Annotated in this window: 17 protein-coding genes and 1 pseudogene; 10 read left to right on the forward strand and 8 right to left on the reverse strand. The window is 71.4% G+C overall.

Annotated elements, in window-relative coordinates; genetic code table 11:
* The first annotated feature begins 69 nt into the window (after positions 1-69).
* Positions 70-3807 (forward strand): S8 family peptidase, encoded by a 3738-nt coding sequence (locus tag AB0F82_RS00875; protein WP_362622312.1) that lies wholly within the window; start codon positions 70-72, stop codon positions 3805-3807.
* 137 nt (positions 3808-3944) lie between these two features.
* Positions 3945-4937, forward strand: coding sequence for a helix-turn-helix transcriptional regulator (locus AB0F82_RS00880; protein WP_362622315.1), 993 nt, complete (start codon positions 3945-3947; stop codon positions 4935-4937).
* On the opposite strand, the gene AB0F82_RS00885 is transcribed toward AB0F82_RS00880, so the two are convergent.
* A complete protein-coding gene (locus tag AB0F82_RS00885; protein ID WP_362622318.1) occupies positions 4901-5368 on the reverse strand; it encodes an ATP-binding protein in 468 nt (155 codons plus the stop codon). The two genes, AB0F82_RS00880 and AB0F82_RS00885, sit on opposite strands and share 37 nt — an antisense overlap.
* Before the next feature lie 299 nt (positions 5369-5667).
* On the opposite strand from AB0F82_RS00885, the gene AB0F82_RS00890 reads away from it, so the two are divergent.
* Positions 5668-6267: a TetR/AcrR family transcriptional regulator gene (locus tag AB0F82_RS00890; RefSeq protein WP_362622321.1), complete on the forward strand. Its 600-nt coding sequence runs from the start codon at positions 5668-5670 to the stop codon at positions 6265-6267.
* Between the two features lie 199 nt (positions 6268-6466).
* The gene (locus tag AB0F82_RS00895; RefSeq protein ID WP_362622324.1) at positions 6467-8890 is read left to right on the forward strand and encodes a phospholipase D-like domain-containing protein; all 2424 of its coding nucleotides are present in this window, start codon (positions 6467-6469) and stop codon (positions 8888-8890) included.
* A gap of 158 nt (positions 8891-9048) precedes the next feature.
* On the opposite strand, the gene AB0F82_RS00900 is transcribed toward AB0F82_RS00895, so the two are convergent.
* Complete coding sequence (locus tag AB0F82_RS00900) at positions 9049-9321, reverse strand: hypothetical protein (protein WP_362623378.1); 273 nt, start codon at positions 9319-9321, stop codon at positions 9049-9051.
* A gap of 255 nt (positions 9322-9576) precedes the next feature.
* Here AB0F82_RS00900 and AB0F82_RS00905 point away from each other — a divergent pair, with 255 nt between their 5' ends.
* Positions 9577-10518, forward strand: a complete 942-nt coding sequence (locus AB0F82_RS00905) for a 5'-nucleotidase (RefSeq protein ID WP_356810913.1) — start codon at positions 9577-9579, stop codon at positions 10516-10518.
* A gap of 201 nt (positions 10519-10719) precedes the next feature.
* On the opposite strand, the pseudogene AB0F82_RS00910 reads toward AB0F82_RS00905, so the two are convergent.
* Positions 10720-11150, reverse strand: a pseudogene (locus AB0F82_RS00910) (SDR family NAD(P)-dependent oxidoreductase); the annotation flags it as partial.
* A gap of 57 nt (positions 11151-11207) precedes the next feature.
* On the opposite strand from AB0F82_RS00910, the gene AB0F82_RS00915 reads away from it, so the two are divergent.
* Both AB0F82_RS00915 and AB0F82_RS00920 read left to right on the forward strand, forming a co-directional pair.
* Positions 11208-11780: a DM13 domain-containing protein gene (locus AB0F82_RS00915; RefSeq protein ID WP_362623381.1), complete on the forward strand. Its 573-nt coding sequence runs from the start codon at positions 11208-11210 to the stop codon at positions 11778-11780.
* Between the two features lie 379 nt (positions 11781-12159).
* Complete coding sequence (locus AB0F82_RS00920) at positions 12160-12648, forward strand: peptidoglycan recognition protein family protein (protein WP_362622327.1); 489 nt, start codon at positions 12160-12162, stop codon at positions 12646-12648.
* A gap of 35 nt (positions 12649-12683) precedes the next feature.
* On the opposite strand, the gene AB0F82_RS00925 is transcribed toward AB0F82_RS00920, so the two are convergent.
* The 3 genes from AB0F82_RS00925 to AB0F82_RS00935 form a co-directional block, all read right to left on the reverse strand.
* Positions 12684-13961: an acyltransferase family protein gene (locus AB0F82_RS00925; RefSeq protein WP_362622329.1), complete on the reverse strand. Its 1278-nt coding sequence runs from the start codon at positions 13959-13961 to the stop codon at positions 12684-12686.
* On the reverse strand, positions 13958-16039 hold the full coding sequence (locus tag AB0F82_RS00930; protein WP_362623383.1) for a bifunctional polysaccharide deacetylase/glycosyltransferase family 2 protein: 2082 nt from the start codon (positions 16037-16039) through the stop codon (positions 13958-13960). Before AB0F82_RS00930 ends, AB0F82_RS00925 begins: the two co-directional genes overlap by 4 nt.
* Positions 16040-16144: 105 nt before the next feature.
* Positions 16145-16579 carry a hypothetical protein gene (locus tag AB0F82_RS00935; RefSeq protein WP_362622332.1) on the reverse strand — a complete coding sequence of 145 codons (435 nt, stop codon included), beginning with the start codon at positions 16577-16579 and terminating at the stop codon, positions 16145-16147.
* 430 nt (positions 16580-17009) lie between these two features.
* Between AB0F82_RS00935 and AB0F82_RS00940 the strand changes: the two genes are divergently transcribed.
* Positions 17010-17948: a glycoside hydrolase family 16 protein gene (locus AB0F82_RS00940; RefSeq protein WP_362622334.1), complete on the forward strand. Its 939-nt coding sequence runs from the start codon at positions 17010-17012 to the stop codon at positions 17946-17948.
* Between the two features lie 385 nt (positions 17949-18333).
* Complete coding sequence (locus tag AB0F82_RS00945; RefSeq protein WP_362622336.1) at positions 18334-19071, forward strand: DUF1775 domain-containing protein; 738 nt, start codon at positions 18334-18336, stop codon at positions 19069-19071.
* Between the two features lie 84 nt (positions 19072-19155).
* Here AB0F82_RS00945 and AB0F82_RS00950 read toward each other — a convergent pair whose 3' ends face one another.
* Positions 19156-21129, reverse strand: coding sequence for a copper resistance CopC/CopD family protein (locus AB0F82_RS00950; protein ID WP_362622339.1), 1974 nt, complete (start codon positions 21127-21129; stop codon positions 19156-19158).
* 490 nt (positions 21130-21619) lie between these two features.
* On the opposite strand from AB0F82_RS00950, the gene AB0F82_RS00955 reads away from it, so the two are divergent.
* Positions 21620-23128, forward strand: coding sequence for an SDR family NAD(P)-dependent oxidoreductase (locus AB0F82_RS00955; RefSeq protein WP_362622341.1), 1509 nt, complete (start codon positions 21620-21622; stop codon positions 23126-23128).
* Between the two features lie 26 nt (positions 23129-23154).
* Here AB0F82_RS00955 and AB0F82_RS00960 read toward each other — a convergent pair whose 3' ends face one another.
* Positions 23155-25635 carry a SpoIIE family protein phosphatase gene (locus AB0F82_RS00960; RefSeq protein ID WP_362622344.1) on the reverse strand — a complete coding sequence of 827 codons (2481 nt, stop codon included), beginning with the start codon at positions 25633-25635 and terminating at the stop codon, positions 23155-23157.
* Positions 25636-25657 lie beyond the last annotated feature (22 nt).

The following is a 25657-nucleotide window of genomic DNA, read 5'->3' on the forward strand; positions in this document are numbered from 1 at the left end:
CTTGCCATGGCGAGGACCTGCCGCGCCGGGGCCTTCACGCCGGTGTTCCCGGGCGGATAGACCCTTGTCATGTCCTCCCCCTCCCAGGCTTCCGCCTCCCGACGCGTGCGCCGGCGCCGGCAGCTGGTCTCGGTCACCGCCGTGGTCCCGCTGCTGGTGTCGGGCCTCGCGGCCCTGCATGCCCCGGCTCAAGCCGCTCCGAGCAAACCCCCTGCTCCCGCCAGGCCTTCGGCGACCCACAAGGTCACCCTGGTCACCGGTGACGTCGTCACGGTCACCACGATGGCGGACGGCAAACAGACCGCAGACGTCGACCGGCCGCCCAGTGCCTTCGGCGGCGTGAAGGTCCAGCAGATCAAGGGCGACCTGTTCGTCATCCCGGACGAGGCCGTGCCGCTGCTGGGCGCGGACAAGCTGGACCGGCGTCTGTTCAACGTCACCGACCTGATCGAGATGGGCTACGACGACGCGAAGTCGGCGGCGGTGCCGCTGATCGCGACGTACGACCGGTCGAAGTCCCGCTCGGCCGGCGGGCCGACGGCTCCCCGGGGCAGCAGGCTGACCCGCGACCTCAAGGGCATCGGCGGCGCCGCGCTGGCCACCGAGAAGGCGCAGGCCCGTACCTTCTGGGCCGACGTCGCCCCGCAGGGCAGCGCCACGTTGGGCGCGGGGGTGGCGAAGCTGTGGCTCGACGGGCGCGTGAAGGCCGCCCTGAAGGAGAGCGTTCCGCTGATCGGCGCGCCCGAGGCCTGGGCGGCCGGCTACACCGGCAAGGGCGTCAAGGTCGCCGTGCTCGACACCGGCATAGACGTCAACCACCCGGATCTGGCAGGCCTGATCGACGGTACGGCCAGCTTCGTACCGGGTGAGGCCGTCACCGACGTGAACGGGCACGGAACCCATGTGGCCGGGACGATCGTGGGCTCCGGCGCCGCCTCCGGCGGTGCCCACAAGGGTGTGGCGCCGGGCGCCGACCTCATGGTCGGCAAGGTGCTCGGCGGCGCGGAGGGCTCCGGCCAGGACTCCTGGGTCATGGCCGGCATGCAGTGGGCCGCCGAGTCCGGTGCGGACGTCGTCAACATGAGCCTCGGCGGCTCCTACCCGACGGACGGGAGCGACCCGATGTCGCTGGCGGTCGACGCGCTGACAGCGCAGTACGGCACCCTGTTCGTCATCGCCGCGGGCAACGCGGGTCCGGAAACCATCTCCTCCCCCGGCGCGGCCTCCTCGGCGCTGACCGTGGCCGCCACGGACAAGCAGGACCGGCTGGCGTCCTTCTCCAGCACCGGACCGCTGGCCTACTCCGGCGGCATGAAGCCGGACATCGCGGCGCCCGGAGTGGACATCACCGCGGCCCGCTCGCAGGAGATGAGCGGCGGCGGCGAAGGCCCTTACCGCACCCTCAGCGGCACGTCGATGGCCACCCCGCACGTGGCCGGTGCGGCGGCCGTCCTGGCGCAGCAGCACCCCGACTGGACCGGCGCCCGGCTCAAGGAACACCTGATGAGCACCGCGAAGGGGCTGGACGAGCAGTACTCCCCGTACGAGGTCGGCGCCGGCCGGCTCGACGTGGCCGCCGCCGTGCGCACCGCCGTCCACGGCACCGGGTCGCTCTTCTTCGGCAACTACACATGGCCGCACGAGCCGAGCGACGTCGCCGTCACCAAGGACCTGACCTTCACCAACTCCGGGTCCACCGCTGTCAGCCTGAACCTCGCGCAGGCCGGCGCCGGCGGGCCGTTCAGGCTGGGAGCCACCAGGGTGAGCGTCCCCGCGGGCGGCACCGCCGTCGTCCCGGTGACCGGTGATCCGCGGGCCGCCGCGGCCGGCCGGCACGTCGGCTACGTGACGGGCACCGACGCGGCCACCGGGAAGCCGGTGACCCGTACCTCGGTGGCGCTGCTCAAGGAGGAGGAGCGCTACGACCTGAACATCAAGCTGGTCGGCCGGGACGGCAAGCCCGCCGCAGGCTGGGTCACGGTCAACCAGGCCGGCGACTCCTGGCCGTGGAACCTCTACGTCGACGGCTCGACCACCATGCGCATGGCCTCCGGCCGGTACACCGTGACGTCGTACCTCGACGTGGCCGGCGAGAAGGCGGACCGCTCGGGTCTGGCCGTGATGGTCGACCCGGAGACCGTGCTCAAGGACCGCTCCGCGGACGTGGTGCTGGACGCCCGCAAGGCGCGCCTGCTGGAGACCGAGGCGCCTGAGCGCACCGAGGACCGTCAGAGCAAGGTCGACTTCAACGTCCACCACACGGGCTTCGACCCCTTCTTCGACCACCGCAGCACCTACGTTCTGCCGCCGACGTACGACGACGTCTACGTCACGCCGACCGAGCCGATGGAGCAGGGCGAGTTCACGCTGACCACCCGCTGGCGCAAGGGCGAGCCGCGGCTCGCCCTGAGCGCGATGGGCGATCGGCTGCGCTTCGACGCGCTGGTGCAGGCGGGCAGCGCCCTGGGCACTGCCACGGACCGGGTGAGCGCGGCCTACGCGGGCACCGGTGCGGCCGCCGAATACGCCGAGGTCCGCGCGAAGGGCAGGGTCGTCGTCGTCGAGCGCAGCGACGAGGTCACGCCGCAGGAGCGCACCGAGGCCGCGACAGCGGCAGGTGCGAAGGCGCTGATCGTGGTCAACGACGGCGTCGGCGGGCTGATGGAGTACGTGGGTGAGTCGGCCATCCCGGTCGCCACCGTGCACCGCGAGGCGGGCACGTCCCTCATCGCCACGGCCAAGGCGGGAATCTTCCAACTGACCCTCAAGCAGACCGCGTACACGCCGTTCGTCTACGACCTGACCCGGAACTACTCCGGCCACGTGCCGGACCGGGCGCTGGTCTACAAGCCGACGAAGGCCGAGCTCGCCCGGATCGACGCCCGCTACTACTCGGCCACGGACGGCGGGGTGGCGGAAGGCTACCGTTCCGACTTCACCCTCAGCCCGTCCTTCAATCTCCCCGAGCGAGAGTGGCACCCGGGCACCCGCACCGAATGGGTGACTCCCGGCCAGGTCTGGCGGGAGTTCCACGCGCAGGGCGTCGAGGGCATGCCGTGGGTGATGGTCTCGGGTGACAACACGTACGCCAAGGGCAGCACCACCCGCCTGGACTGGTTCGCTCCGGCGACCCGGCCCGGTCAGGGGGAGTCCTTCGGGGTGTACAACTCCCGCTGGGGCGACCACATGACCTGGAACGTGCAGGCATGGGCCTCCGCCAGCGACAACATGCGGCTGGGCGGCTTCCTGCCGTGGGGTGAGACACCGACCCGTCTGCGGGTCTTCCAGGGCGACAAACTGATCCACGACAATCCGAACGGCACGGACATGCAGTGGATCGAGGTGCCGGCGGGCAGGCTGCCCTACCGCGCCGTCCTCGACGCCGAGCGGCCCGGCGAGGTCTTCCGGCTGTCGACGCGCACCCACACCGAGTGGACGTTCATGTCCGACACCGTCGACTCGGAGTTCTTCGAGCGGTTCTCGGTGCTGAACCTGAACTACAGGATGGAAACGGATCTGCACGGCGACGTCCCGGCCGGTACGACCCGGCAGATCGCGCTCAAGCCCGTGTCGATGGACCTCGCCGCCGTGCCGGGCACCGTCACCTCGGTGAAGCTGGACGTCTCTTACGACGACGGCGCCACCTGGCAGAAGGTGACGCTGCAGAAGGGCGCCGACGGCTACTGGACGGGATCGCTCAAGACGGCGAAGAAGCCGGGCGGCTTCCTCTCGGTCCGCGCGGCCGCCGAGACGGACAGCGGCTTCAGCGTCAAGAACGAGATCATCCGGGCGTACGGCCTGCGATGAGCCCCACCGGCGGGTCCCGGGGAGGCGACTCCCCGGGACCCTTCCCCTCGTACCAGCTCCCAGCAGGGACTATTCAGGGTCTGCCACCATGGCGGATACTCTCCCCGCTGCGGGAAGCGGAAGAGAGTCGGTCGTCGATGCTGGATGTTCTGGGTCTCGATCCCCACGACGAGCGCGTCTACCGCGCGCTCCTGGGACAGCCGCATTCCGCTGCGGCGCTGCTCTGCGACCTGCTCGTCGTACCGCGCTCCGACGTGGACAGGGCCCTGTCCCGTCTGGTCGAGTGGGGACTCGTGACGAGGTCGGCGGACAAGCGGTTCACCGCGGCGCCGCCGGCCATGGCGCTCGGCGCTCTCATCAGCCAGCACCGGGACGGCCTGCGCAGGGCCGAGCAGGCGCTGGTGACCTTCGCCGAGGAACACCGTGCGGCGATGACCGGGAGCAGCATCAGCGATCTGATCGAGGTCGTCACCGGCGTCGACGCCATCCGTCATCGCTTCCTACAGGTCCAGCAGGCGGCGCGCAGCCAGGTCCGCACCTTCATCACCGCACCCTTCGTCGCCGTGCCGCCCGACGAGAACACGGCCGAACCCGTGGCCATCGGCCGGGGCGTGCGGTTCCGGGTGGTCCTGGACCGGGCCGTGCTGGCCGAGCCGGGCATCGTCGCCGACGCGATCGACTCGCTGCACAACGGCGTGCAACTGCGGGTCGCCGACCACGTGCCGATGAAACTCGTACTGGCCGACGCCGACCTCGGCCTCGTCCCGCTCGCGGTCACACCGGACGGGGAGCCCGGCGCCGTGCTGCTGCACCGCAGCGGCCTGTTGGACGCCCTGGACGCGCTCTTCGAGACGGTATGGCACGGCGCCCACCCGCTCGAGCTGTCCGGCACCGGCGGCGGAACCGAATCCGCCGTCGAGCGCGCGGAGGAAGGCCCGACCGACCTGGACCGCAGGATCCTCGCCCTGCTCCTGGCCGGCTTGACCGACCAGACGGCCGCGGCACAACTCGGCCTGTCGCCGCGTACGTTGCACCGACGCCTGCGCCATCTCATGGACCTGGCCGGAGTACGCACCCGGATGCAGCTCGGCGGTCACGCCGTCCGGCACGGATGGGTGGAAGCGCACTGAAGGTGCCGCGCGCGTGTCCGCGCGGACGCCCGGGCGCGCCCGGGGTCGGGGTGGGGGTGGGGGTCACGGTCGGGGTTGGGGTCGGGGATGACCAGTTCGAACCACGTCGTCTTGCCGGTCCTCGTGCGGTCGCTGCCCCAGTCCTGGGCCAGGGCGTCGACGAGCTCCATGCCGCGTCCGCTTTCGGCGTCGGGGCCGGGGGTGCCGGGGACGGGGCCGGCCGGACTCGCGTCCTCCACCTCGCAGCGCAGGAGGGCGCCGCGTACGCGCAGGTTGACCCGGACAGGTCCGTGGGCATGGCGCAGGGAATTCGTGATCAGTTCGCTGACCAGGAGTCGGGAGGTGTCGGTGACCTCGTGGAGGCCCCAGGACGACAGCTGGGCCGTGAGGGCGCGCCGTGCGAGACCCACCGAGGACGGTTCGCGAGCCACGGCCCAGGAGGTGTCCCTCGCGCCGATGCAGACGCCAGGTGTCCGGTGGGGGGCGAGAGCCCGCGCCCACAGTGCCGTCTGCCGTGCGGTCCAGGAGGTGCGCGGGTGAGGGTCCACGTACTGCCCACCGTGCGCTGCGTGAAGGCCGGCGTCCCGGGCGGCCATGCTGATCACTCCAATCACTCGCCCTGATCTTGTAGCAGTCGCTACACCTTAAATATACACGTAATGGTTGCTACAGTAAACATGTCTCAGATAAGAACATTCCGGGCACAGGGTTGCGAGGGTTGGTGACGAGCATGGGACGGGCGGCTGACCTGGGGAAACGGGCCGATCTGCTGCGCCGGGTCCGGGAGTACGTGGTCCGCAACGGACTGGCGGACCTGTCCCTGCGCCCGCTCGCCAGGGCACTGGGCACCAGCGACCGCATGCTCCTCTACTACTTCGGCACCAAGGACCGACTGGTCGCCGAAGCCCTCGCACAGGACGAGGGGCGGCCGCTGATGCTCCTGCGGCAGGCGCTCGACGTCGCAGGAGCCCCCACGGACGCCGCAGGCATGCGGCGCGTGCTGGAGGAGCTGTGGGGCCGGTTCACGGCCCCCGGACGCCGGGACATCCTGCCCGTGACCTTCGAGGTGATGACGGCCAGCGTCATCAACCCCGGCCGGTACGGACCGGTCATGCGCAACACGCTCGGCGAATGGAGGCGCCGGCTGACCTCCGCGTTCGCCGGCCTCGGCATGCCGGACGAGAGGGCGGCCGCCGAGGCGGTGCTCGTGGTCGATGCCGCGTTGGGACTGCTCCACGCGCCGCTCGCCGACGGCGACTGGGACCGGGCGACGGCGGCCTTCCACATGCTGCTCGACCGCCTGGAGCCCGGATGGCGGGCCGCCGGGTAACACGGTTGCCCGGCCCGGGCGGCCCCGATCTTCCCTTGTGCTCGCCGCCCCGTGGAGGCGAGCCGCGCGCGCCGCGACCCCGTGATCCACGCGGCCGCGGCATGGGCTAGAGTGCGCCATTCCGTTTTTTGCAGCACCACTGAGGAACAGCATGCACCCAGGAATACGCCGCGCCTTCGCGGTAGTTGCCCCTGCCGCAGTGGCTCTCTCACTGCTGGCCCCCTCAGCCGCCCGAGCGGAGACCGTTCCGTCCGGACCCTACGCGTCGGTCTTCAACTACCCGACCGTGAACGGCACGTACGACTTCTCGATCTCCAGCGACCTGAACCGGCTGATCGACCTCGCCGACTCCGGCACGCTCTACATGAGCATGTTCCTGCTCAACAACTCCACCGGAATCCAGGACAGGTTGCTCGCGGCACAGGCACGCGGCGTCACACTGAAGATCGCTGTCGAGCAGGCCGCCAGCGGTTCGCTCGACGCCTTCGCCGCGAACCTCACGGGCGGCAGCTCCCTCACTCTGTGCCGGAACAGCTGCCTCGGCAACGGCGCCGGGGACGAAGCCGCCATCTCGCACAACAAGTACGTCGTGTTCGATTTGCTGAGCAACGGGGCCAAGAACGTCGTCTGGCAGTCCTCCCAGAACATGGCGGGCGGCCAGGACGGCGAGATCAACAACGCCGTCACCGTGACGGGGAACGCGACGCTGGCCACGCGCTACCGGGCAGCCTTCAACCGGCAGGTGCAGCACGCCGCGGACTCGCTGCACACGACGTACGACCACACGTACGACGACCCGACGGCCCCGGTGGAGGCGATCTTCTTCCCGCGCGACACCGCCTCGGACGCGGCCCACTACGGCAACGCCGACATCCTCGCCTCCTTCATCGACCAGGTGGTCTGCACGCCCGGCAGCGCGGGCCGCATCCGCATCGCGGCTGCCGAACTCGACCAGAGGTCGACCCGGCCCGCCGTCTACGAGGCGCTGGAGCGCAAGCGCAGGGCCGGATGCTCGGTGGACGCCGTCGTACACGACTACAGCAGCGGTGGCGGCAACAAGGGCGTCAACGAACTCACGGCGCTGGACGTCAACGCGTACGGGCTGCGCGCCGGCGGCTGCCGCTACAAGGTCGGCGGGTACTCGTGCAATCGCGCCACCGTGCACTCGAAGTACCTGTTGACCGAGTGGAAGGACGCGGCCGGCAAGCAGGTCCGCCACGTCTACACCGGTTCGCACAACTGGACCGCGGGGGCGCTCAAGAAGAACGACGAGACCCTCCTGCGGATCGACGACCCGGGTGTCTACCAGGCCTTCGTCGACAACTTCGACAAGGTCCGCACGACCGCGGTCGACATCGACGCCGCCAAGTACGGCAGTTCCCCCGAGCACTACTCGCGGGTGAACGTGGCGGCGGCCGGCGACCAGCACTACAGCGCGATGGCGTCGAGCGGTTCGGGAACGACCGCGTACACGGCTGTCGTCTTCGAGAGCGGCGACCGGCACGACGCGGCGGACACCGAGCTCGGTACGGACGTGTACATCCGCATGTACAGGGACGGCGTCCCCCTCTGGGACGAGAAGAAGCTGAGCACCAGCGGCACCAATGCCACCTGGTCCAACCAGAAGCCCGACGTGGGCATCGACGACGCCGGCAACGCGGTCGTCGTGTGGGCGGCCGACCCGGACGGCAACAAGTACGCGGACATCGCCGTACGCAAGGTCACCCCGGACGGTACGGTCACCAGCCTGCCCCGTCCGCACGCCTCGGGCGACGGTGACCAGCTCCGCCCGACCGTCGCCGTGAGCGGCACCGGCGCGTATGCGGTCGCGTGGGAGGACACCGCCGACGGGTCCACGCTCAACCAGGTCCTCGCGAGCAGCTGGGACGGCGCCGGGGCCCTGCGCTACCAGGACGTCAAGGTCAGCACCATCACCGCGGGTGCGGCCGGCTCGAACCGCCGCCCCGACGCCGCGATGGACGCGTCCGGCAACACGGCGATCGCCTGGGAGGAAGACGCCGACGGCAACGGCGGCATCAACATCGGCCTGGCCAAGCTGAACACGACGGGCGGGTTCGCCGTGACCCGCCGGGTCGCCAACACCCTCACCGACGGACAGCAGTCCAAGCCCGCGGTGGCCCAGACCCCAGACGGCCGGATGGTCCTCGCTTGGGGCGACGAGTACACCAACGGCGCCGGGACGGTCGTGCGGCCCGAGCGGATCCAGCACCGCTTCTTCTCCGCCACCGGTGTACCGGCGGGCGTCGAGACACGGACGGTTTCCGAGAGCGGGACGGCGAGCGCACCGGTCGACCCCAACCGCCCGGTGGGCGCGCAGTCCGAGCCGGACGTGGCCGCCGCTGCCGACGGCTCGTTCGTCGTGGCGTGGCGGGAGGCGTTCGTGGACGGCTTCGGCGACGTGTGGGCCGCCGGCTTCAACGCCGACGGCACGACGGCCGGGCGTCTGCCGGTGACCCGGATGAACGTGGTGACCGGAGGCCACCAGTCGGGCGCGGCGGTGGCGCTGGCCCCCACCGGCCGCCTCTCGCTGACGTACTCGGACGACTACGACCAGAACGGCTTCAACGAGATGCGCCTGCGGGACGGCTTCCTCAACAAGTAGCCGCACCGAAGCCGCGGCGCCGGCCTCCAGGCCCTGCAACTCCGCCTGGAGGCCGGCGCCGTGCCCGGAGCACTGGGCCGTTTCCTTCGGATCACCTCGCCAACCAGATGGAGATGGCGGCGCGGTGGAGTCCGGCGAGGTGATCCGAAGGAAACGGCCTAGTTGGGGGCCACCCGGCAGGCGGCGACCGCGGTGCCGTTCGTGACGCCGCTCCCGGCCAGGCCGACCACGCACTGTTCGTGGTCGCCGGTGAGACCGACGTAGCAGGCCATCCGGACCGGGTCCGGGGCCTCCCCGCCCTGGATCTCGCGCTCGACCTGGTCGATGCAGGCCGTCACGTCGGCATGGGCGGCGGGGGCGGTCAGAGCCGTGCCGCCGAGGGCGAGGGCCGCTCCGGCGAGGACACTGGCGATACGGGTTGACGTGCGCAAGGGGATGCACCTGCTCTCGGTGTGCGGTCGCCCGACCGGACGGCGAAGAGCCCGACGCGGCGTCCTGGCCCTGCTTGCCGTTCCGGTCGCCATGACCACCGTACGACCGCCGGCGCCCGTCCACGAGCGGGCGGCCCGCCGGGGCACGGGGACGGGCACGGGTACGGGCCCGGGGCGGGGACGGGCATGTATTTTCGGCATGTACGAACGGGGGATGATCATCCCGATGTCGCACACGTGCCAGCAGGGGGCGCCATGAAGTACGACCTGTCCGACCGCCTGGTGATCGGGATCGCCTCCAGCGCCCTGTTCGACCTGGCCGACTGCGACGCGGTGTTCCGGGAACAGGGCGAGGACGCGTACCGGGCCCATCAGGAGGCCCATGCGGACGACGTCCTGGCCAAGGGCGTGGCCTTCCCCTTCGTCCGGCGCCTGCTGTCGCTGAACGACCTCGCGGACCCGTCCGATCCGCTGGTCGAGGTCATCATCCTCTCGCGCAACGACCCGGACAGCGGTCTGCGTGTCATGCGCTCGATCGCCGCGCACGGTCTGCCCATCAGCCGGGCCGTATTCCGGCAGGGCCGGTCGGCACACCGGTTCATGCGCGCTCTGAACATGTCCTTGTTCCTGTCGGCCGACGGCTCCGACGTCCGTCAGGCGGTGGCGGAGGGCCTGCCCGCGGGGCACGTGCTGCAGACGGCCCGGGTCGACGACGAGGATGACCAGGAGCTCCGTATCGCCTTCGACTTCGACGGCGTGCTGGCGGGCGACTCCTCCGAGCGGATCTTCCAGGACGTCGGCATCGACGGCTTCCGCGCGCACGAGGTCCTCAACGCGACCACCCCGCACGACCCGGGCCCCTTGAGCGAGTTCCTCGCGGGCATCAACCGCATCCAGCGCCGCGAGGAGGAGAAGCGTCGCGAGGACCCCGGGTACCAACTGCGGCTGCGGGTGTCCCTGGTCACCGCCCGGGACGCGCCCGCGCACGAACGTGCCGTGCGGAGCCTCAAGCGGTGGGGGCTGCGGGTCAACGACGCGTTCTTCCTCGGCGGCATCGACAAGGCGGCCGTGATGAGCGTCCTCGATCCGCACATCTTCTTCGACGACCAGGTCTCGCACCTGAACGGCACCGCCCCCGCCACCCCCAGCGTCCACGTGCCGTTCGGAGTCGTCAACACGCCCGCGGAGCCCGGCTGATCCGCGGAGCCAGGGGGTACAGCGGGGGGCGGCCTCGGGGGGGCGGCCTCGGGGCACACCCGCCGACCACACCTCGGCCGTCGTCTGCTCCCGCTCATGCCCGGAAGTACCTCCGGGCCTCCCGTGCGGCGGGGTACGCGTGCAGGGCGGTGAGGTGCCGGCGGTGAGCGCTTTGGTCGGTGTGGGAGGTGAGGACCACGGCGAGCGGACGCCGATTTCCAGGAGGCGCAGGCCATCGGCGAGGGGGGTCTCCCAGCTCTTCTTACCGAAGACGGAGCCGGCCAGGAGGTGCTCGCCGCCCCACAGGTCGGTGACGAGTACGTCGAGCCGCCCGTGTTCCCGGTCGATCCGCCGGGCGAGGGCGCGTACCTGGTCCTCGTCGAGGTGGCCGGTGGGCACCGCTATGCCGGCGCCGCCGGCCGCGGTGACGAACTCGCCGGTCTCCTCGATGGTTCCGGTCGTCCGGCCGACCTCGCCGGCGCGGTCCGGGTGGTGCGGCCGGTGACGTAGACGGTCGCACCGGCCCGGCCGAGTTCGACGGCCTGCGCGCGGCCGGCCCCGCGGGTCGCTCCGGCCACGAGCGCGATCCGGCAGACGAGCGGGTGGTCGGGGCCGGCGTTCTGGACTTGAATGGCGGTGAACGGGCCGTTGAGCGGACCGGTGACGAAGTGGGGCAGGCAGTGGTGGATGTGAAGCGGCGCGGTTGGGTGTGGGCCGGAGCGCTGGTCGCGGTGACGGTGGTGCTGGGCGTCGGCTCGTACTGGTTCCAGCCGTGGAAGCTGTGGCGGGACGAGACCGTCAGCGAGGCACTGCCGACCGCGGCCGCACCACAGCGCCCCACCGGCTCGTCCGGCTCCTCGGGCTCGTCCGGCTCCTCGGGCTCCTCCGGCTCGTCCGGCCCCTCGGGCCCGCAGACCCTCGCCCAGGGCACCCTGATCAGCCACGAGCACGCCACCACGGGCACGGCGAAACTGATCCGACTGGCCGACGGGTCCCACACCCTCCGCCTGGAAGGCCTCGACACCAGCAACGGCCCGGACCTGCGCGTCTGGCTGACCGACGCCCCGGTGAAGGAGGGCGTCGCCGGCTGGCGCGTCTTCGACGACGGCAAGTACGTGAGCCTGGGCAAGCTCAAGGGCAACAAGGGCGACCAGAACTACGAGATCCCGGCCGCCGTGAACCTGGCCGAGTACAGCAGCGTCACCATCTGGTGCGACCGCTTCGACGTCTCCTTCGGCGCGGCGGCCCTGACCTCGGCGTGACCTCGGCGTGACCTCGGGCGGGCCCGCGCCCGCTCGGCCGTCACGAAACGGTCATCATCCGGTCCCATTCCGACACTAATGGTCGGGAAGCATTCCGCTGGAGAACGCCAGTCCAGCAAGGGACCCCTCCGATGCTCCGTTCCCGACGAGCCGTAGCCAGGGCGCCGCTCGCGTGACCCACCGCAAACCGAAGCCACGGCTCGTGTCGCGCCGCACCGCAATGCTCTGCGCCAGCAGCGGACTTGTCGCCACCGCCTTCGGCGTCGTGCTCGACCCCGGCGGCGGGGACCCCGGGCCCGTCAGAACCGGGACGCGGGACGCGGGCGGGGCAGCGCCACCGCCTGCCGAGGCGGCTCCCGAACCAGGGAGGCAGGCGTGGATGCCGGACGCCACCCGCAAGCCCCTGTCCGTGAACTTCACTCCCGGCGGGCTCCGGGAGATGCGGGGTCTGATCCTGCACGTGCAGGAGGGGGAGAACTCGCTCCACGGCCACTTCAGCGACCCTGCGGTGCAGTCCTCCGCCCACTTCTGGGTCTCGCAGTCCGGCGAGATCGAACAGTACGTCTCCGCGCACGACCGGGCCTGGGCGCAGGGCACCGGCAACCCGTCGTGGCTCTCGGTGGAGACCTCGGGGTTCGCGAGCCGGCCGCTCACCGCGCAGCAGGTGGACTCCGTCGCCCGCATCTACGCCTGGGGCATGGCCCAGCACGGCTGGCCGCTCGCACCCGCCTCCACACCGCAGGGCCGGGGACTGGGCATCCACCGCATGGGCGGCCGGGACTGGGGCGGCCACTCCTGCCCGGGCCCTCTCCGCTCCGCCCAGGCGGGAGAGATCCTCAGCACGGTCCGCACGAGGTACCCCCGGTAGGCGGCCCCACCGGATCAGCCCGGGTGCGGCCCGGGTCAGTCGGCGGCTCGGCGGCGGCCCCGGCGGCGGGGGTACGGGAAGAGGCGCGGCCGGCGTTTGGCGGCCAGGTCCTCGACCCAGCCGAAGGTCAGCACCAGCAGCCCGAGCAGCGGGATCGCCACCAGCAGCGTGAACCACTGGCTGGCCAGCAGCCACTTGAAGTTCGCGTAGACGAAGGGGACGCTCCAGAGCGGGTCGATCAGCGGGACGGCGGCCACCAGGGCGAGCTGGTGCCAGAGGTAGACGCTGACGGCGCGTGCGTTGAGCAGGCCGACCAGGCCGTTCCAGCGTTCCAGCGGCCTGGGCCACCGATCCCAGGACGGGCTGACGTGGAGCAGGATGGCGACGAAACCGAAGGACCACAGGGCCTGGGCGATCGGCCAGGCCTCGATGTCGGTCACCACGGTCGGATCGACCGGACGGGTCTGCAGGTACCAGAAGCCGGCCACCATGATCAGCGGCGCGACGGACGGCAGCACGTACTGCGGGATCTTCCTGAGCAGGCCCTCCTGGTGGGCCATGCCGAGGATCCAGCAGGCGCCGAAGGTGGCGAAGTCGTTGGCGTTCTCCCAGACCCGGCTGTAGACGAACTCCTGGTCCACGAAGAACGTGTTCATGACGATGACCATCGCCAGCGGAGCGGACAGCGTCACCACCGGAAAGCGTCGCAGTGCCCGGAGCAGCAGCGGCGAGAGCAGGACGTACCAGAGGTAGGCACGGAGGTACCAGAGCGGGACGATGATCTGCGTGGCCCAGCTCGGTTCCACGTACTGGAAGCCGGTCAGCTCCTCCGCGTACGGCGGGGTGCTCAGCGGCAGGATCCAGAAAGCCAGCTTGGACCACCACCAGGTGGGGTGGCCCTCGGATTGGGGGCCCCAGCCGTCGAGGATCTGCAGGGCGATCAGGATGGCGCCGAACAGCCACATCGGCGGCAGCAGGCGGCGGAGTCGGCCGCGTATCACGCCGAGGGCGGGACGGCTGAGCGAGCGGGCCATCAGGGAGCCGGCCAAGGCGAACATCACGCCCATCGACGGGAAGACGAGCGGCAGCCAGAACCAGCCGAAGTTGTGGTAGAGCAGCACGCGGCCCAGCGCCAGCGCGCGCAGCAGGTCGAAATAGCGGTCCCGGCCGCCCCTGCGTTCGGCCGACGACTGCGCCTGAGGCTCCGGTGCGGGCATCGGCTCCGGCTCCCGCGCCGGCTCGGCCCGCAGTGCTGCCGGGATCCTCAACTGCATGGTGTCCCGGGAGCGACCGAGGTCGAAGGATGCGGTCACGGTGAGGCCTCCACCGGTACGGCGACCTCGCCGGTGCGCCGGAGCTTCTGCCAGCGCAGTCGGCCACCGGTCATCGCCGTGATCGCGGACTGCAGCAGGACGATGTACATCAGCTGCCGGTAGACCAGTTGCTGGATCGGCAGGCTGATCAGGTGCCAGGGCTTCTCGCGGTCGAGCCGGAAGGCGTACCAGGACAGCGCGGCCTGGAGCAGGATGAAGCCGCCCCAGCTGGTGAGGGTGATCGGGGCGTCCCCGAACAGCACGCCGTACAGCAGGAACAGGTCGACCAGCGGCGCCAGCAGCGGCGCGACCACGCCGAACAGCACGATGAGCGGCAGCCCCACACGGCCGAAGCGCCCGGCCGGGCCGCGGGCGGTCACCGCGCCGCGGTGCTTCCACATCGCCTGCATGCTGCCGTAGCTCCAGCGGTACCGCTGGGACCAGAGCTGCTGCAGGCTGGCGGGCGCCTCGGTCCAGGCGCGGGCGTGCTCGGCGTAGACGATCCGCCAGCCGTCGCAGAGCACGGCGATGGTGATGTCGGTGTCCTCGGCGAGGGTGTCGTCGCTCATCCCGCCGACCCTCCGCAGGGCCTCCTTGCGGAACGCGCCGACGGCGCCGGGGATGGTCGCGATGACGCCCAGCATGTCGTACATCCGGCGGTCCAGGTTGTGGCCGAGGACGTACTCGATGTGCTGCCAGGCACCGATCAGGCTCTCGCGGTTGCCGACCTTGGCGTTGCCCGCGACCGCGCCGATCGCCGGATCGCCGAAGGGCTGGACCAGCTCGCGAACGGTGGACGGCTCGAAGACGGTGTCCCCGTCCATCATCACGATGACGTCGTACGAGGCGGCCGCGATGCCGGTGTTGAGCGCGCTGGACTTGCCGCCGTTGACCTGGCGGATCAACCGGACGAACGGGAGGTCCATCTCCTCGACGATGTCAGCGGTGCCGTCCGAGGAGCCGTCGTCGATGACGATCACCTCGATGGGATGGTCACTGGCGGCCAGGGAGTGGAGGGTGTTGGCTATGCACTCGCGTTCGTTGTAGGCCGGGACGAGCACGGTGACCGGCTCGGTGACGGGCGGTCCCCAGGCGTCCCGCCGCTTGGAGCGGCGGGCGTGGACCGGCGCGAGGACGAGCATCAGCCCGAACCGGCCGAAGTTGAGGAAGCCGACGAGGGCCAGCAGCCCGACCAGCACCGGCAAGGTGTGCACGGCGAACTGGGTGGCCCATACGAATCCCTTGCCCGCCCACAGCTGGTATCCGTGCACCGGCACGGTGGCGCTGGAGGCACCGAGGGCCTCGGAGATGGTGGTGAAGCGGTAGCCCTGGGCCTTCAGCTTGTCGATGATCTGCCCGAGCGCGGTGATGGTCTGGGTGCGGTCACCCCCCGCGTCGTGCATCAGGATCAGCGCGCCCGCGCCGGGCTTGGACGGCATCGCCGCCTTGACGATCTGCTCGACTCCGGGACGCTTCCAGTCCTCGGTGTCGCGGTCGATGAACGCGGTGAGGTAGCCGCGCGCACCCACGTACTTGATCACCGGGTAGTTCCAGTCGTCCAGCGCCGAGGCATCGGAGGAGTACGGCGGGCGGAACACCGCGCTGTGGACGCCCGCGACGCCGGCCAGCGCCAGCTGTGTCTGCGCCAGCTCCCAGCCGATCCGGGCGCGGGACTGGTACGCCATGTCGGAGTGGGTGAAGGTGTGCACGCCGAGTTCGTGTCCGCCCGCGACGATCTGCCGGATCAGCTCCGGGTGGCGCGTGGTCATGGCGCCGGTGACGAAGAAGTCCGCACGGACGTCACGGGCCGCCAGCAGCTCCAGGATCTTCGGAGTCCACTCCGGCGAGGGACCGTCGTCAAAGCTCAGAACCGCGGTGCGGTCGGGGATGTGGTAGCTCACGGGGTGCTCGTTCTTGGCGCCGCGCGCGTCGATGACCGGGCCGCCCTTGAGCAGGTTGGCCGGCACGGTCGTCTTGTCGACCGAGATCGCGATGCGGGAGTCGTGGAACGCCTCGTTGGTGGCGAGGCCGCGGAGCACGAGCAGGGCGAGCAGGCATGCCAGCAGGGAGAGCGGCATGAAGAAGCGCAGCGGTGGCGCGGCCAGTCGGCGCGGCCTGAGCAAGGACTGCCGGCGGCGCTGGTGGCGGGACAATGGCGCTCCTGGAGATGGTGGTGCCGGTGATCAGGGTTGCTTGGCCGGCCGGCCCGAAGGCTTCGCCCCGCGCTGCGCGGTGGTCGCGGGTTTCGGCGGGGTGGCGGCCGCCTTCGACGGGGCGGCCGCGGGCTTCGACGGGGTCGCCGTGGTCTTGGCGGTCGGGGTCGCCTTCGCCCCGGGAGCAGCGGACCCCGCGACCGCCCGAGGTGAGGACGACGAGGTTGACGGGGACGACCCGGTCGGCGACGGCGACGGCACGGGTGAGCGCGAGGGCTGCACGGGTATGCCCATCGCGGGGGCGTCCGCCTGCACACCGATCAGGCTGCTGCCCATGGCGACCGCCAGGATCGCGCCGACGACGGAGACCGGCCAGCCGAAACCCCTCAGCAGACGGCCACGCAGACCCGACTGGTCGACGAACACCGGTGCGGGGGCGGGTTCCTCGAAGGCCGACTCGGACATTCCAGGATGTGTCTGGTGTTCCGATCCGCGCTGGACGGACGTCATGGCTGGGCGCACCTTGCGAGGCCTTTCATTGCAGGGTACGTAGACCGCGGGATCGCAGGGCGAACGCTAGTGCACCGGCCCGAAGCGACTTGGGCCCGATGTCGGCATATGAGCCGATCCATCCGAGGGCTGTGATCAGATCGAAACGGAATTTGCCGTACCGGTTAGTAGGCACGCACCCCCGTCGCCGGTACCGATGGTGCGCGTACGGACCGCCCAGGACAGCCCCCGCTGCCATCCGGGCGGTCACGCGGACGGTCCACGCGGGCGGTCACCCGCACGGCCGATGAGCACCTTAGGATGACGCCCTCATCGGTTCGGCCGGTGACGATCACCCATGCAGAGGGCGTGTCCAGGTACCGCCTCTACGCCCCAAGGAGCCCGTGTGAGCCAGCCCCGCCGCACCCCTCGTCGCCGCGTGTGGGCGGCGCTCACGCTGCCCGCCCTCTTGTGCGTACTCGCCGCGTGTTCCGGTGGCCCCGGCGACGACGCCGCCGCGCCCGCCCCCAGCACCTCGCCGACCCCGTCCGGTCCGCCGGGAACCCTGTTCGACACCTTCCAGTACAGCGGCCCCGACGACCCGTCGCTCGCCGCCCACGGCTGGGAGGTGCGTACCGGCGGAGGCGGCCCCGGGATCAAGGACACCTGGTCCAGAGCCGGCGCCGGCTTCCCCGCCGACACGACCGCCCAGGGCGGCAGGGTGCTGCAACTGCAGTCCTCCACGGACGGCACCAAGCAGGGCACCAAGCAGGTGGAGGTACAGGGCACCGGCAAGAACCTCTTCACGGGGACCTTCGCCGCCCGCGTCCACTTCAGCGGCAAGCCCACGAGCGGCCGCAACGGCGACCACGTCGTCCAGACCTTCTTCCCGATCTCCCCTTCGGACGACTCGGCGAACTACAGCGAGCTCGACTTCGAGTACCTGCCGAACGGCGGCTGGGGCACGGCTGGTCCGCGACTCGACACCGTCAGCTGGCACAAGGCCGACCCGCCGGACCGGGTCAGCCACACGCTCAAGCAGCGCACCGAGGGCTGGCACGTCCTGATGGTCACCGCGATGAACGGAAAGGTCACCTACTCCCTCGACGGCAAGGAACTGTTCACCAGCTCCGGCAAGTACGTCCCGCGCGAGAAGATGGACATCCACTTCAGCAACTGGTTCATCGACACCCCCGCCCCCGGCGGTCCGCGCACCTGGGACATGAAGGTCAACTGGGTCTACTACAAGGCGGACGAGGCCGTTTCCCAGGCGGACGTCCAGAAGACGGTGGACGGCTTCTACGACGCGGGCACCACCTACGTCAACACCGTGCCGAAGGCCTGAGCAGCCGGCCGAGGCACCCCGACACCGCGTTCACGCACGGCCGTCCGCCGCCCGGGGCGCGCGCAGAGCCGGGGCCCGGCTCGTCGCCCTCACGAACTACGCGCGCTCGCCGCTGAGCGAGTCCAGCGACTGCACGCTGGTCGCGGGCGCCAGGACCCGGTGGCCGGACTCGAAACCGTCGCCGGCGGGGTGAGCCTGGTTCCCGGCCGGAAAAACTGCTCCTCCCTTGACAGTCGGGAAGCATGCGGAGCGGGGCCGGGCGATGATGAGCCGGACATGAACGACGCCCGTGCAGGGATGCGCTCGTGTCCGCGGCCTCGGGAGACCCGGTGTCCCGGCGGCGAACGGCGGCCATCCGCTCCACGTACCGAGGGGTTCTTTCGCCATGCGCACCTCGCACGATCACCTCCCGTTCCGCCGCCTCGGCCTCGCCGCCGTCGGCTCGGCGGTGCTCCTGGGCATCGCGGTCGGACCGGCAGCCGCCCATGCCGAGGTCTCCGCCTCCGACCCGCGCGCCCTGGCCGAGAACGTCACCCTGTCCTTCACCTCCGAGGCGGAATCGGACACCGCGGGCATCACCGAGCTGCGCGTCGTCCTCCCCCAGGGCATCACCCCGGACGCCGTGACCCTCAAGGAGGCCCCCCAAGACTGGAAGCTGACCGCCACCCCCGACGGCTACAGCCTCGGCGGTGCGGCGCTGGCGACCGGCACCGACGCCGAGTACAGCATCACGGTGCGCCAACTGCCCGACGCGAGGTCCCTGGCGTTCAAGACCTTGGAGACGTACGGTGACGGCAAGGTCTCCCGGTGGATCGAAGTACCGGCGGACGGCCGGAAGGTCGACAACCCTGCCCCGCTCCTGACGTTGCAACCCGCTGCGCCCGGCGCGAAGCCGATCGCGGCGAGCCCGTCTCCCCCACCGGATCCGGGCGCTCCGAGCGCTCCGACCGCCCAACCGTCGTCCCCGGCTCCGTCGGCGTCGACCGCGTCCCCGGACGCGGAGGCGGCGAGTGCAGCGGATCCGGAGAGCGGCAACGGCGTCATCGTGGCCGTGGTCGCAGCCTTCGTCGTGCTCGGCGGCGCGGGCGCCGTCCGGTGGACGCGCCGCAGCCGGCAGACCTGAACCGAACGGGCGGGGCGGGTGTACGGGATGCCCCGTGCACCCGCCCCGGCCCTCTCCCACGGGCAGCACCGGTCCGCCGGTGGGCTACGCCGCCGGTCGCCTCTGCAACGGTGCGATGTGGACGCTCCCGCGCACGGTCACCTGGTCGATCTCGCTCGTACGCACCGTGATGTTGAGGGTCCACTCACCGGGCATGGGCAGCTGGAGGTCGTAGACGGCCCAGAACCCCTTCTGATTCTTGAGTCTGGCGTCGATCGGGCCGATCCGCAGAGACTCCTGAGTCAGGGTCAGGCGGAGTTCGGGAACGGTGGCGAGACCACCGTCCGCGCTGAACACGACGGCCTCGACCGTGTTCTCCCCGACGCGTCCCGGGGCCAGGGTGATCTGTACGGAGCCCTGGTGGCCGGCCTTTCCCATGTCGAAGGGCACTGTGGCCACCTTGGCCTGGGGCTCCTGCGCAGCCGCTGCCGCGGCCGCCGCGCTCTCGCCCGCGGCACGGCTGGGCTGGGTGCCGGTGAGCAGGGTGGATGCCGCAAGGACCACGACGCCGAGTGCCGCCTCGACGGCGACTGTCCGGCGCAGTCTGCGCTGGTGTACGCGCTGTTGTACGTGCTGTTGTACGTGCTGTTGTACGTGCTGTTGTACGTCTGCCTCGGGCGGCGGCGGCCCGGCTGCGCCGCGTAGCTCTCCCCCACCGGGCACATCCGGCGCGCCGCCCGCGTCCGTGGCTGCGGGCACGGCCGGTGCACCGGCCGTCGCCTTCACCCGCTCGGGCTGGGGCACCGTCCGGGCCTCGGCGGCCGGGGCGGCCTCGTGGAGGAGGCGGGCGGTCCAGCGGCGTGAGAACGACGCCACCCACAGGAGGACGACCACGACGGCGACCTTCACGAGGAGGGTCTTCCCGTACGACGTGCTGGTCAGCGCTTCCCAGGAGCCGACCTGCCGCCAGGACTGGTACACCCCTGTGCCGACCAGCACGGCGACGGCGGCGGAGGCCATCGTGGAGAAGCGGCTGACCGCGCCCGCCGGGAGCGTGCGTCCTTCGGAGCCGTGGCTCCGAAGGACGGTCACAAGGGTGACCAGGCCACCCAGCCAGACCCCCATGGCCACCAGGTGCAGCACCGCGACGGGAACGGCGAGCGGCACCTGGATGCCGGCAGAGGCGTGCTCGGCGGCTGCCCAGGTGAACGCCAAACCCAGGGCGAGCGCCACTCCGGCCCGGCGGACACCCCTGCCGAGGTCCTGCGGCTCGGCTCCGGCGTCCTGGCCGCGAAGCCGTACGGCGCACCGCTTGAGCAACACAGCGGCAGCGGCCACCAGCACGAGGCGGACCACGAGCGCCGTCCCGGGCCGTCCGCCGACGGTTCGACCGAGCTGGGACAGGTCGAACACCGAGGTCAGGCGGCCGCCCGTCTCGTAGGCGCCGCGCAGCGACAGGAGCGCCACGGTGGACACCGCCAACACCGCCCATCCTGCTGCCAGTAGCCGTCGCACCGGCCGGGCCCCAGCGGCGCCGGGCAGGCACACGACGACGAACGCGGCGGCGCCGACGAGGAGCGCGAGCCCGCCGTAGGCGAGGTAGCGGAAGAACGCGTAGAGACGGCCGACCACCGAGTCGTCCAACGAACCGTCCGGCACCACGGCTGCGGTCTCGGACGGCTTGCCGATGGAGAAGACGAATGCGCCGGAGATGGGGTGGCCGTCGGCGGATACCACCCGCCAGGCCACCGTGTACGTGCCCTGGGGCAGCGCGTCCGACAGCTGCACCCGCGCGGTGTTGCCCCTGCCGTCCACGTACTGCGCCGGGGCGGGGTTCACCCGCTGGTTCTCCGGCGACAGCACTCTCACCGACTCCTCGGAGAACGTCACCGACTCGGTGAAGATGAGCGTGACCTGCCGCGGTGCCTCCTTCAGGACGCTGCTGTCGGCGGGGTCCGAGCCGGTGAGGCCCGCGTGCGCGAAGGCCGAGCCCGCCCCTGCGACGAGCAGGGCGCATACGGCGGCGAGCAGCGCCAGTACGGTCAGCGAAGTCCGGGCGGGACGCGGTACTGGGCGCATGGGCAGGCAGCCTCCGAGGTTGCGTCAGCGGCGAGCGCCGGGCGGTGCGCGCACGGAGATGTGGACGATAGCGGCGCCGGCTCGCCCCGGGCGTTTGTTGAGCAACTTCCGCTAAAGTCCGCGCGCGGTGATCCGCGCCGGCCCAGCGCGTAGGTGGGTGACGGGCCGAGGGCAGCCGGCGCCTGGGCGATGTCGACGGCATTCACGACCGACCCCGTGTCGGCCGGTCGCCGGGACGCCGGGACGCCGGGTCTCCGGGCCGGGGCGCCGGGTCCGGGCCGGAAAAGACGCCCGGCTTCTCGGCCTACGGCCTATCCTGATCACCACCTCCGGACGCGGCGCCCCAGGTACGCGTCCACGAGCACGCCTTCCGTCATCCCACCGGCGCCCCGCTGCCCTCCGCTGCGCGTCGCCCGGTCGTCCACGTCCGATGGACGCCGCCCGGTGGAGAGGGAGAGCCGAGAACGATCCATCACACCTAAGGCACCCCATGGACAGTGAGCACATACAGATCTGCCTGGACCTGATCCACCAGGCACGGCAGCTACCCGTGGACGATGCCCAGCGCCGCCTGTTGGAACGGGCCGCCGGCCAACTCGTGCGCGACGGTCGCCTTCGGCGCCGTGCCGAGGCACGTGCGGCACGGGCCGCGGCCGACGCGAAGCTGCTCGCCGCCACCGCGATGGGCGCCGGTGACCGCGTCATGGACGCCGCTCTGCCCGCACCGGCCGCGCCGGGACGAGGCCTGACCGTCAGCGAGTACGTGCGTCTTGGGCCCGGGCCGAACGGGGAGCGCCGACCGGCGCTCCGTACAGCGGACAGTGACGGGCCGTCACGACTGCTGAACCGCCCCCAACGCTGCTACATCTGCAAGAACCACTACCGGCGCGTCCATGACTTCTACCACCTGCTGTGTCCCGAATGCGCCGGCGAGAACCTCGCCCGCCGCACGACCCGCACCGACCTCACCGGCCGGCGCGCGCTGCTGACCGGCGGGCGCGTCAAGATCGGCTTCCAGGTCGCGCTCATGCTCCTCCGGGACGGAGCCGAGCTCACGGTGACCAGCCGCTTCCCCCAGGACACGGTGCGCCGCTTCGCGGCGGTCCCCGGCGCCGCGGACTGGTGGCAACGGCTGCGGATCGCCGCCCTGGACCTGCGCGATCCCCGGCAGGTCCTCGCCTTCACGGACCACATGCTCTCCCAGGGGCTCCCCCTGGACATCCTGATCAACAACGCGGCCCAGACCCTGCGCCGCTCTCCTCAGGCGTACGCCGCGCTGTCCGCCGGCGAATCCGTGCCGTCCCCCTCGTCCCTGACCGCGCCACGGATCTGGACCGCTCCAGGATTCTCCGTACCCGGCCCGCGCACCGCGCCCCTGCCATGGGCAGCGGAGCTCGCCCCACGGTTCCGGTTGCCCGACGCCCTGACCCGTACGGCCCACGCGGTGGACGCCTCGGTGGCCGTACCGCTGCCGCAGGAGGACGTCGACGAGGCGGGCCTGCTGCCCGAGACGGCCGCGACCAACTCCTGGACCCTGCGCCTGGGACAGATCGACCCGACCGAGCTGCTGGAGGTCCAGCTGGTCAACGCCGTCGCGCCGTTCCTGCTCGCCGACCACCTGCTGCCCCTTCTGGATGCTTCCCCGCACCCCCGCCGCTACCTCATCAACGTCTCGGCGGTCGAGGGGCAGTTCGCCGTGCGCAACAAGACCAGCGACCATCCGCACACCAACATGGCCAAAGCCGCCCTGAACATGCTCACCCGCACGAGCGCCGCCGACCTGGCCGCCCGGGGCATCCACACCTGCAGTGTCGACACCGGCTGGGTCACCGACGAGAAACCGCTCCCCGCCCGGGAGCGGCACGCCGCGACCGGCTGGCGCCCGCCGCTGGACGTCGTGGACGGTGCCGCGCGGATCTACCACCCCATCGTGCAGGGGGAGGCCGGCGCCCCCGTACACGGCGTCCTCCTGAAGGACTACCAGCAGGTCCCGTGGTGATCCCCCGGCATTCGATCCGAACCGTGTCACCAGTCGAGGGCGAGGCTCGCCGCAGCCGCGAAGTGCCCCTCCGCTGCTGCGGCGAGGGGGAACTCCGTCCAGACGGTCTTGCCGTCCCGGGTGTAGCGGGTACCCCATCGTTCGGTGAGCTGGGCCACCAGGAAGAGGCCGCGCCCGCCCTCGTCGGTGGTGCGCGCCCGTCGTAGGTGCGGGGCGGTGCTGCTGCCGTCGGAGACCTCGCAGATCAGGCTGCGGTCGCGGATGAGCCGCAGGGTCACCGGCGTGCCGCCGCCGTACCGGTAGGCGTTGGTGACCAGTTCGCTGACGACCAGTTCGGCGGTGAAGGCCAGGTCCTCCAGGCCCCACCCGGCCAGTGTGGCCTCCGCCAGGTGCCGCGCCCGGGCTGCGGCGGTCGCCTCCGCGGGCAGTTCCCAGGAGGCGATCTGCTCCGGCGCCAACACCCGGGTGCGGGCGAGGAGGAGCGCGACGTCATCCGGCGGGTGGTCCGGCAGCAGGGCGTCCTGCACTGCCGCACAGGTCTCCGCCAGCGGGCTGCCGGGCCGGGACAGGGCTCCTCTCAGCCGCTCCAGTCCCTCGTCGAGGTCGAGGCCACGGGCCTCGACCAGGCCGTCCGTGTACAGCGCCAGCAGACTTCCCTCGGCGAGTTCCAACTCCGCGGACTCGAACGGGAGTCCACCCAGACCCAGCGGCGGCCCCTCGGGAAGGTCGGGCAGGCTCACCGTGCCGTCGGCGGTCACCACGGCGGGGGGCAGGTGGCCCGCCCGGGCCATGGTGCAGCGCCGGGAGGTGGGGTCGTAGACCGCGTAGAGGCACGTCGCGCCGACGATCTGTTGGCCCCGCGAGCGTCCGTCGACAGTCTCCTGCTCAGCCGCCAGGCGGTTGACCAGGTCGTCCAGGTGGGAGAGGACCTCGTCCGGTGCGTAGTCCAGACCGGCCAGGGTGTGCACGGCGGTGCGCAGGCGGCCCATGGTGGCTGCGGCGTGCAGCCCGTGGCCGACGACGTCGCCGACGACGAGGGCGACGCGTGCTCCGGACAGCGGGATGACGTCGAACCAGTCGCCGCCGACACCGGTGGCGGGATCGGCGGGCAGGTACAGGTGCGCGACCTCGACAGCGCTGTACTCGGGCAACTCCTGCGGAAGCAGGCTGCGCTGCAAGGTCAAGGCGGCTTGGTGCTGCTGGGTGTAGCGGCGGGCGTTGTCGATGCACACGGCGGCCCGTGCGGCGAATTCCTCCGCGAGTGTGAGGTCGTCCTGCTCGAACGGCTCGGGCCGCCCGGCCCGCCACAGGCTGAGCAGGCCGAGGAGCAGACCGCGGGCCGTCAGCGGTACGACGATCAGTGAGTGAGCGTCCAGGTCGAGGGCGCGCTGCGTGCGCTCCGGGTCCTGGAAGTACCAGCCGAGGCTGCTCCGCAGCACCGGTTCGAGGATGGGCCGCTGCTCGGCGAGGCACCGGGCCTGGGGCGTGCGGGGGTCGAAGTGAAAGACCTCCCCGGCGGAGTACATCACCCGCAGCGCCTCTGCCACGACCGAGTGGACGGCCATTCTGCGGACCGGTCCGCTCGACTCCTCGGCGGTGTCGTCGCCCCGGGCGACCGACTCCAGCAGGTCCACCGAGACGGCGTCCGCGAGGTCGGGGACGGCGGCGTCGGCCAGCTCCTGCGTGGTCTGGCCGAGATCCAGCGTGGTTCCGATGCGGGCGCTCGCCCGGTTGAGCAGGGCGAGCCGCCGCCGGGCCCGGTAGCGGTCGGTGACGTCTTCCACCAGTTGGGTGACTCCGAGGATCCCGCCGGAAGGGCGCTGCATCCGAAACGCCGACACCGACACCACGCGCTCGTGGTCGGGGTCGCTCCTCAGGCGGCAGGGCTGCTCGGTGAAGATGAGGGGCGCGCCCGTCTCCAGCACCCGTCGCAGTCGGGATTCGATGGTCTCCACGTCCGGACCGATGAGGAAGTCGCCGATGCGTCGACTGCGGATCTCCGCCGCGGGGAGTTGCGTGAACCGGGCCAGCGCCCGGTTGATCCGCAGGATGCTCAGATCGGGGGCGTGGACGGACAGGCCGATCGGGGAGCGCCGGAACAGGCCGTCAAGGACCGACCTGTCCGTCTCCCACTGGAGCACCTCCTCCGCGGGGGCGACGACGAGGAACCACTCGCGGGCCGAGTCGGCGCGGATGACGGCGCGGGCTCGGAAACCCAGCTCCACCCGTCGGCCGCTGCGGTGCAGGACGGGCAGGACGCCGGACCAGCCCCGATCGCGCACGCACGCGGCAGCCGCGGCCCGGACCGCCTTACGGTCACGGGCGTCGGACAGGAACTCGAAAGCCATGCGGCCCAACACCTCGTCGGGCTGGTAGCCGAGGTGCTCCTGTGCGCGCTCGCTCCAGCCGACGACCCTGCCGTGGTCGTCCAGAACCGCCGAGGCGGAGTTGTGCAGCGCGAACGGGTCCTCGGGCACCTCGCCCGATCCCGGCGCCAGTGCGTCCATCGCCGCCACCCTTCGACCTGCT

Origin of the sequence: Streptomyces virginiae (genome assembly GCF_040638905.1) — a bacterium.
In the GTDB taxonomy this organism is placed as follows: domain Bacteria; phylum Actinomycetota; class Actinomycetes; order Streptomycetales; family Streptomycetaceae; genus Streptomyces; species Streptomyces virginiae_B.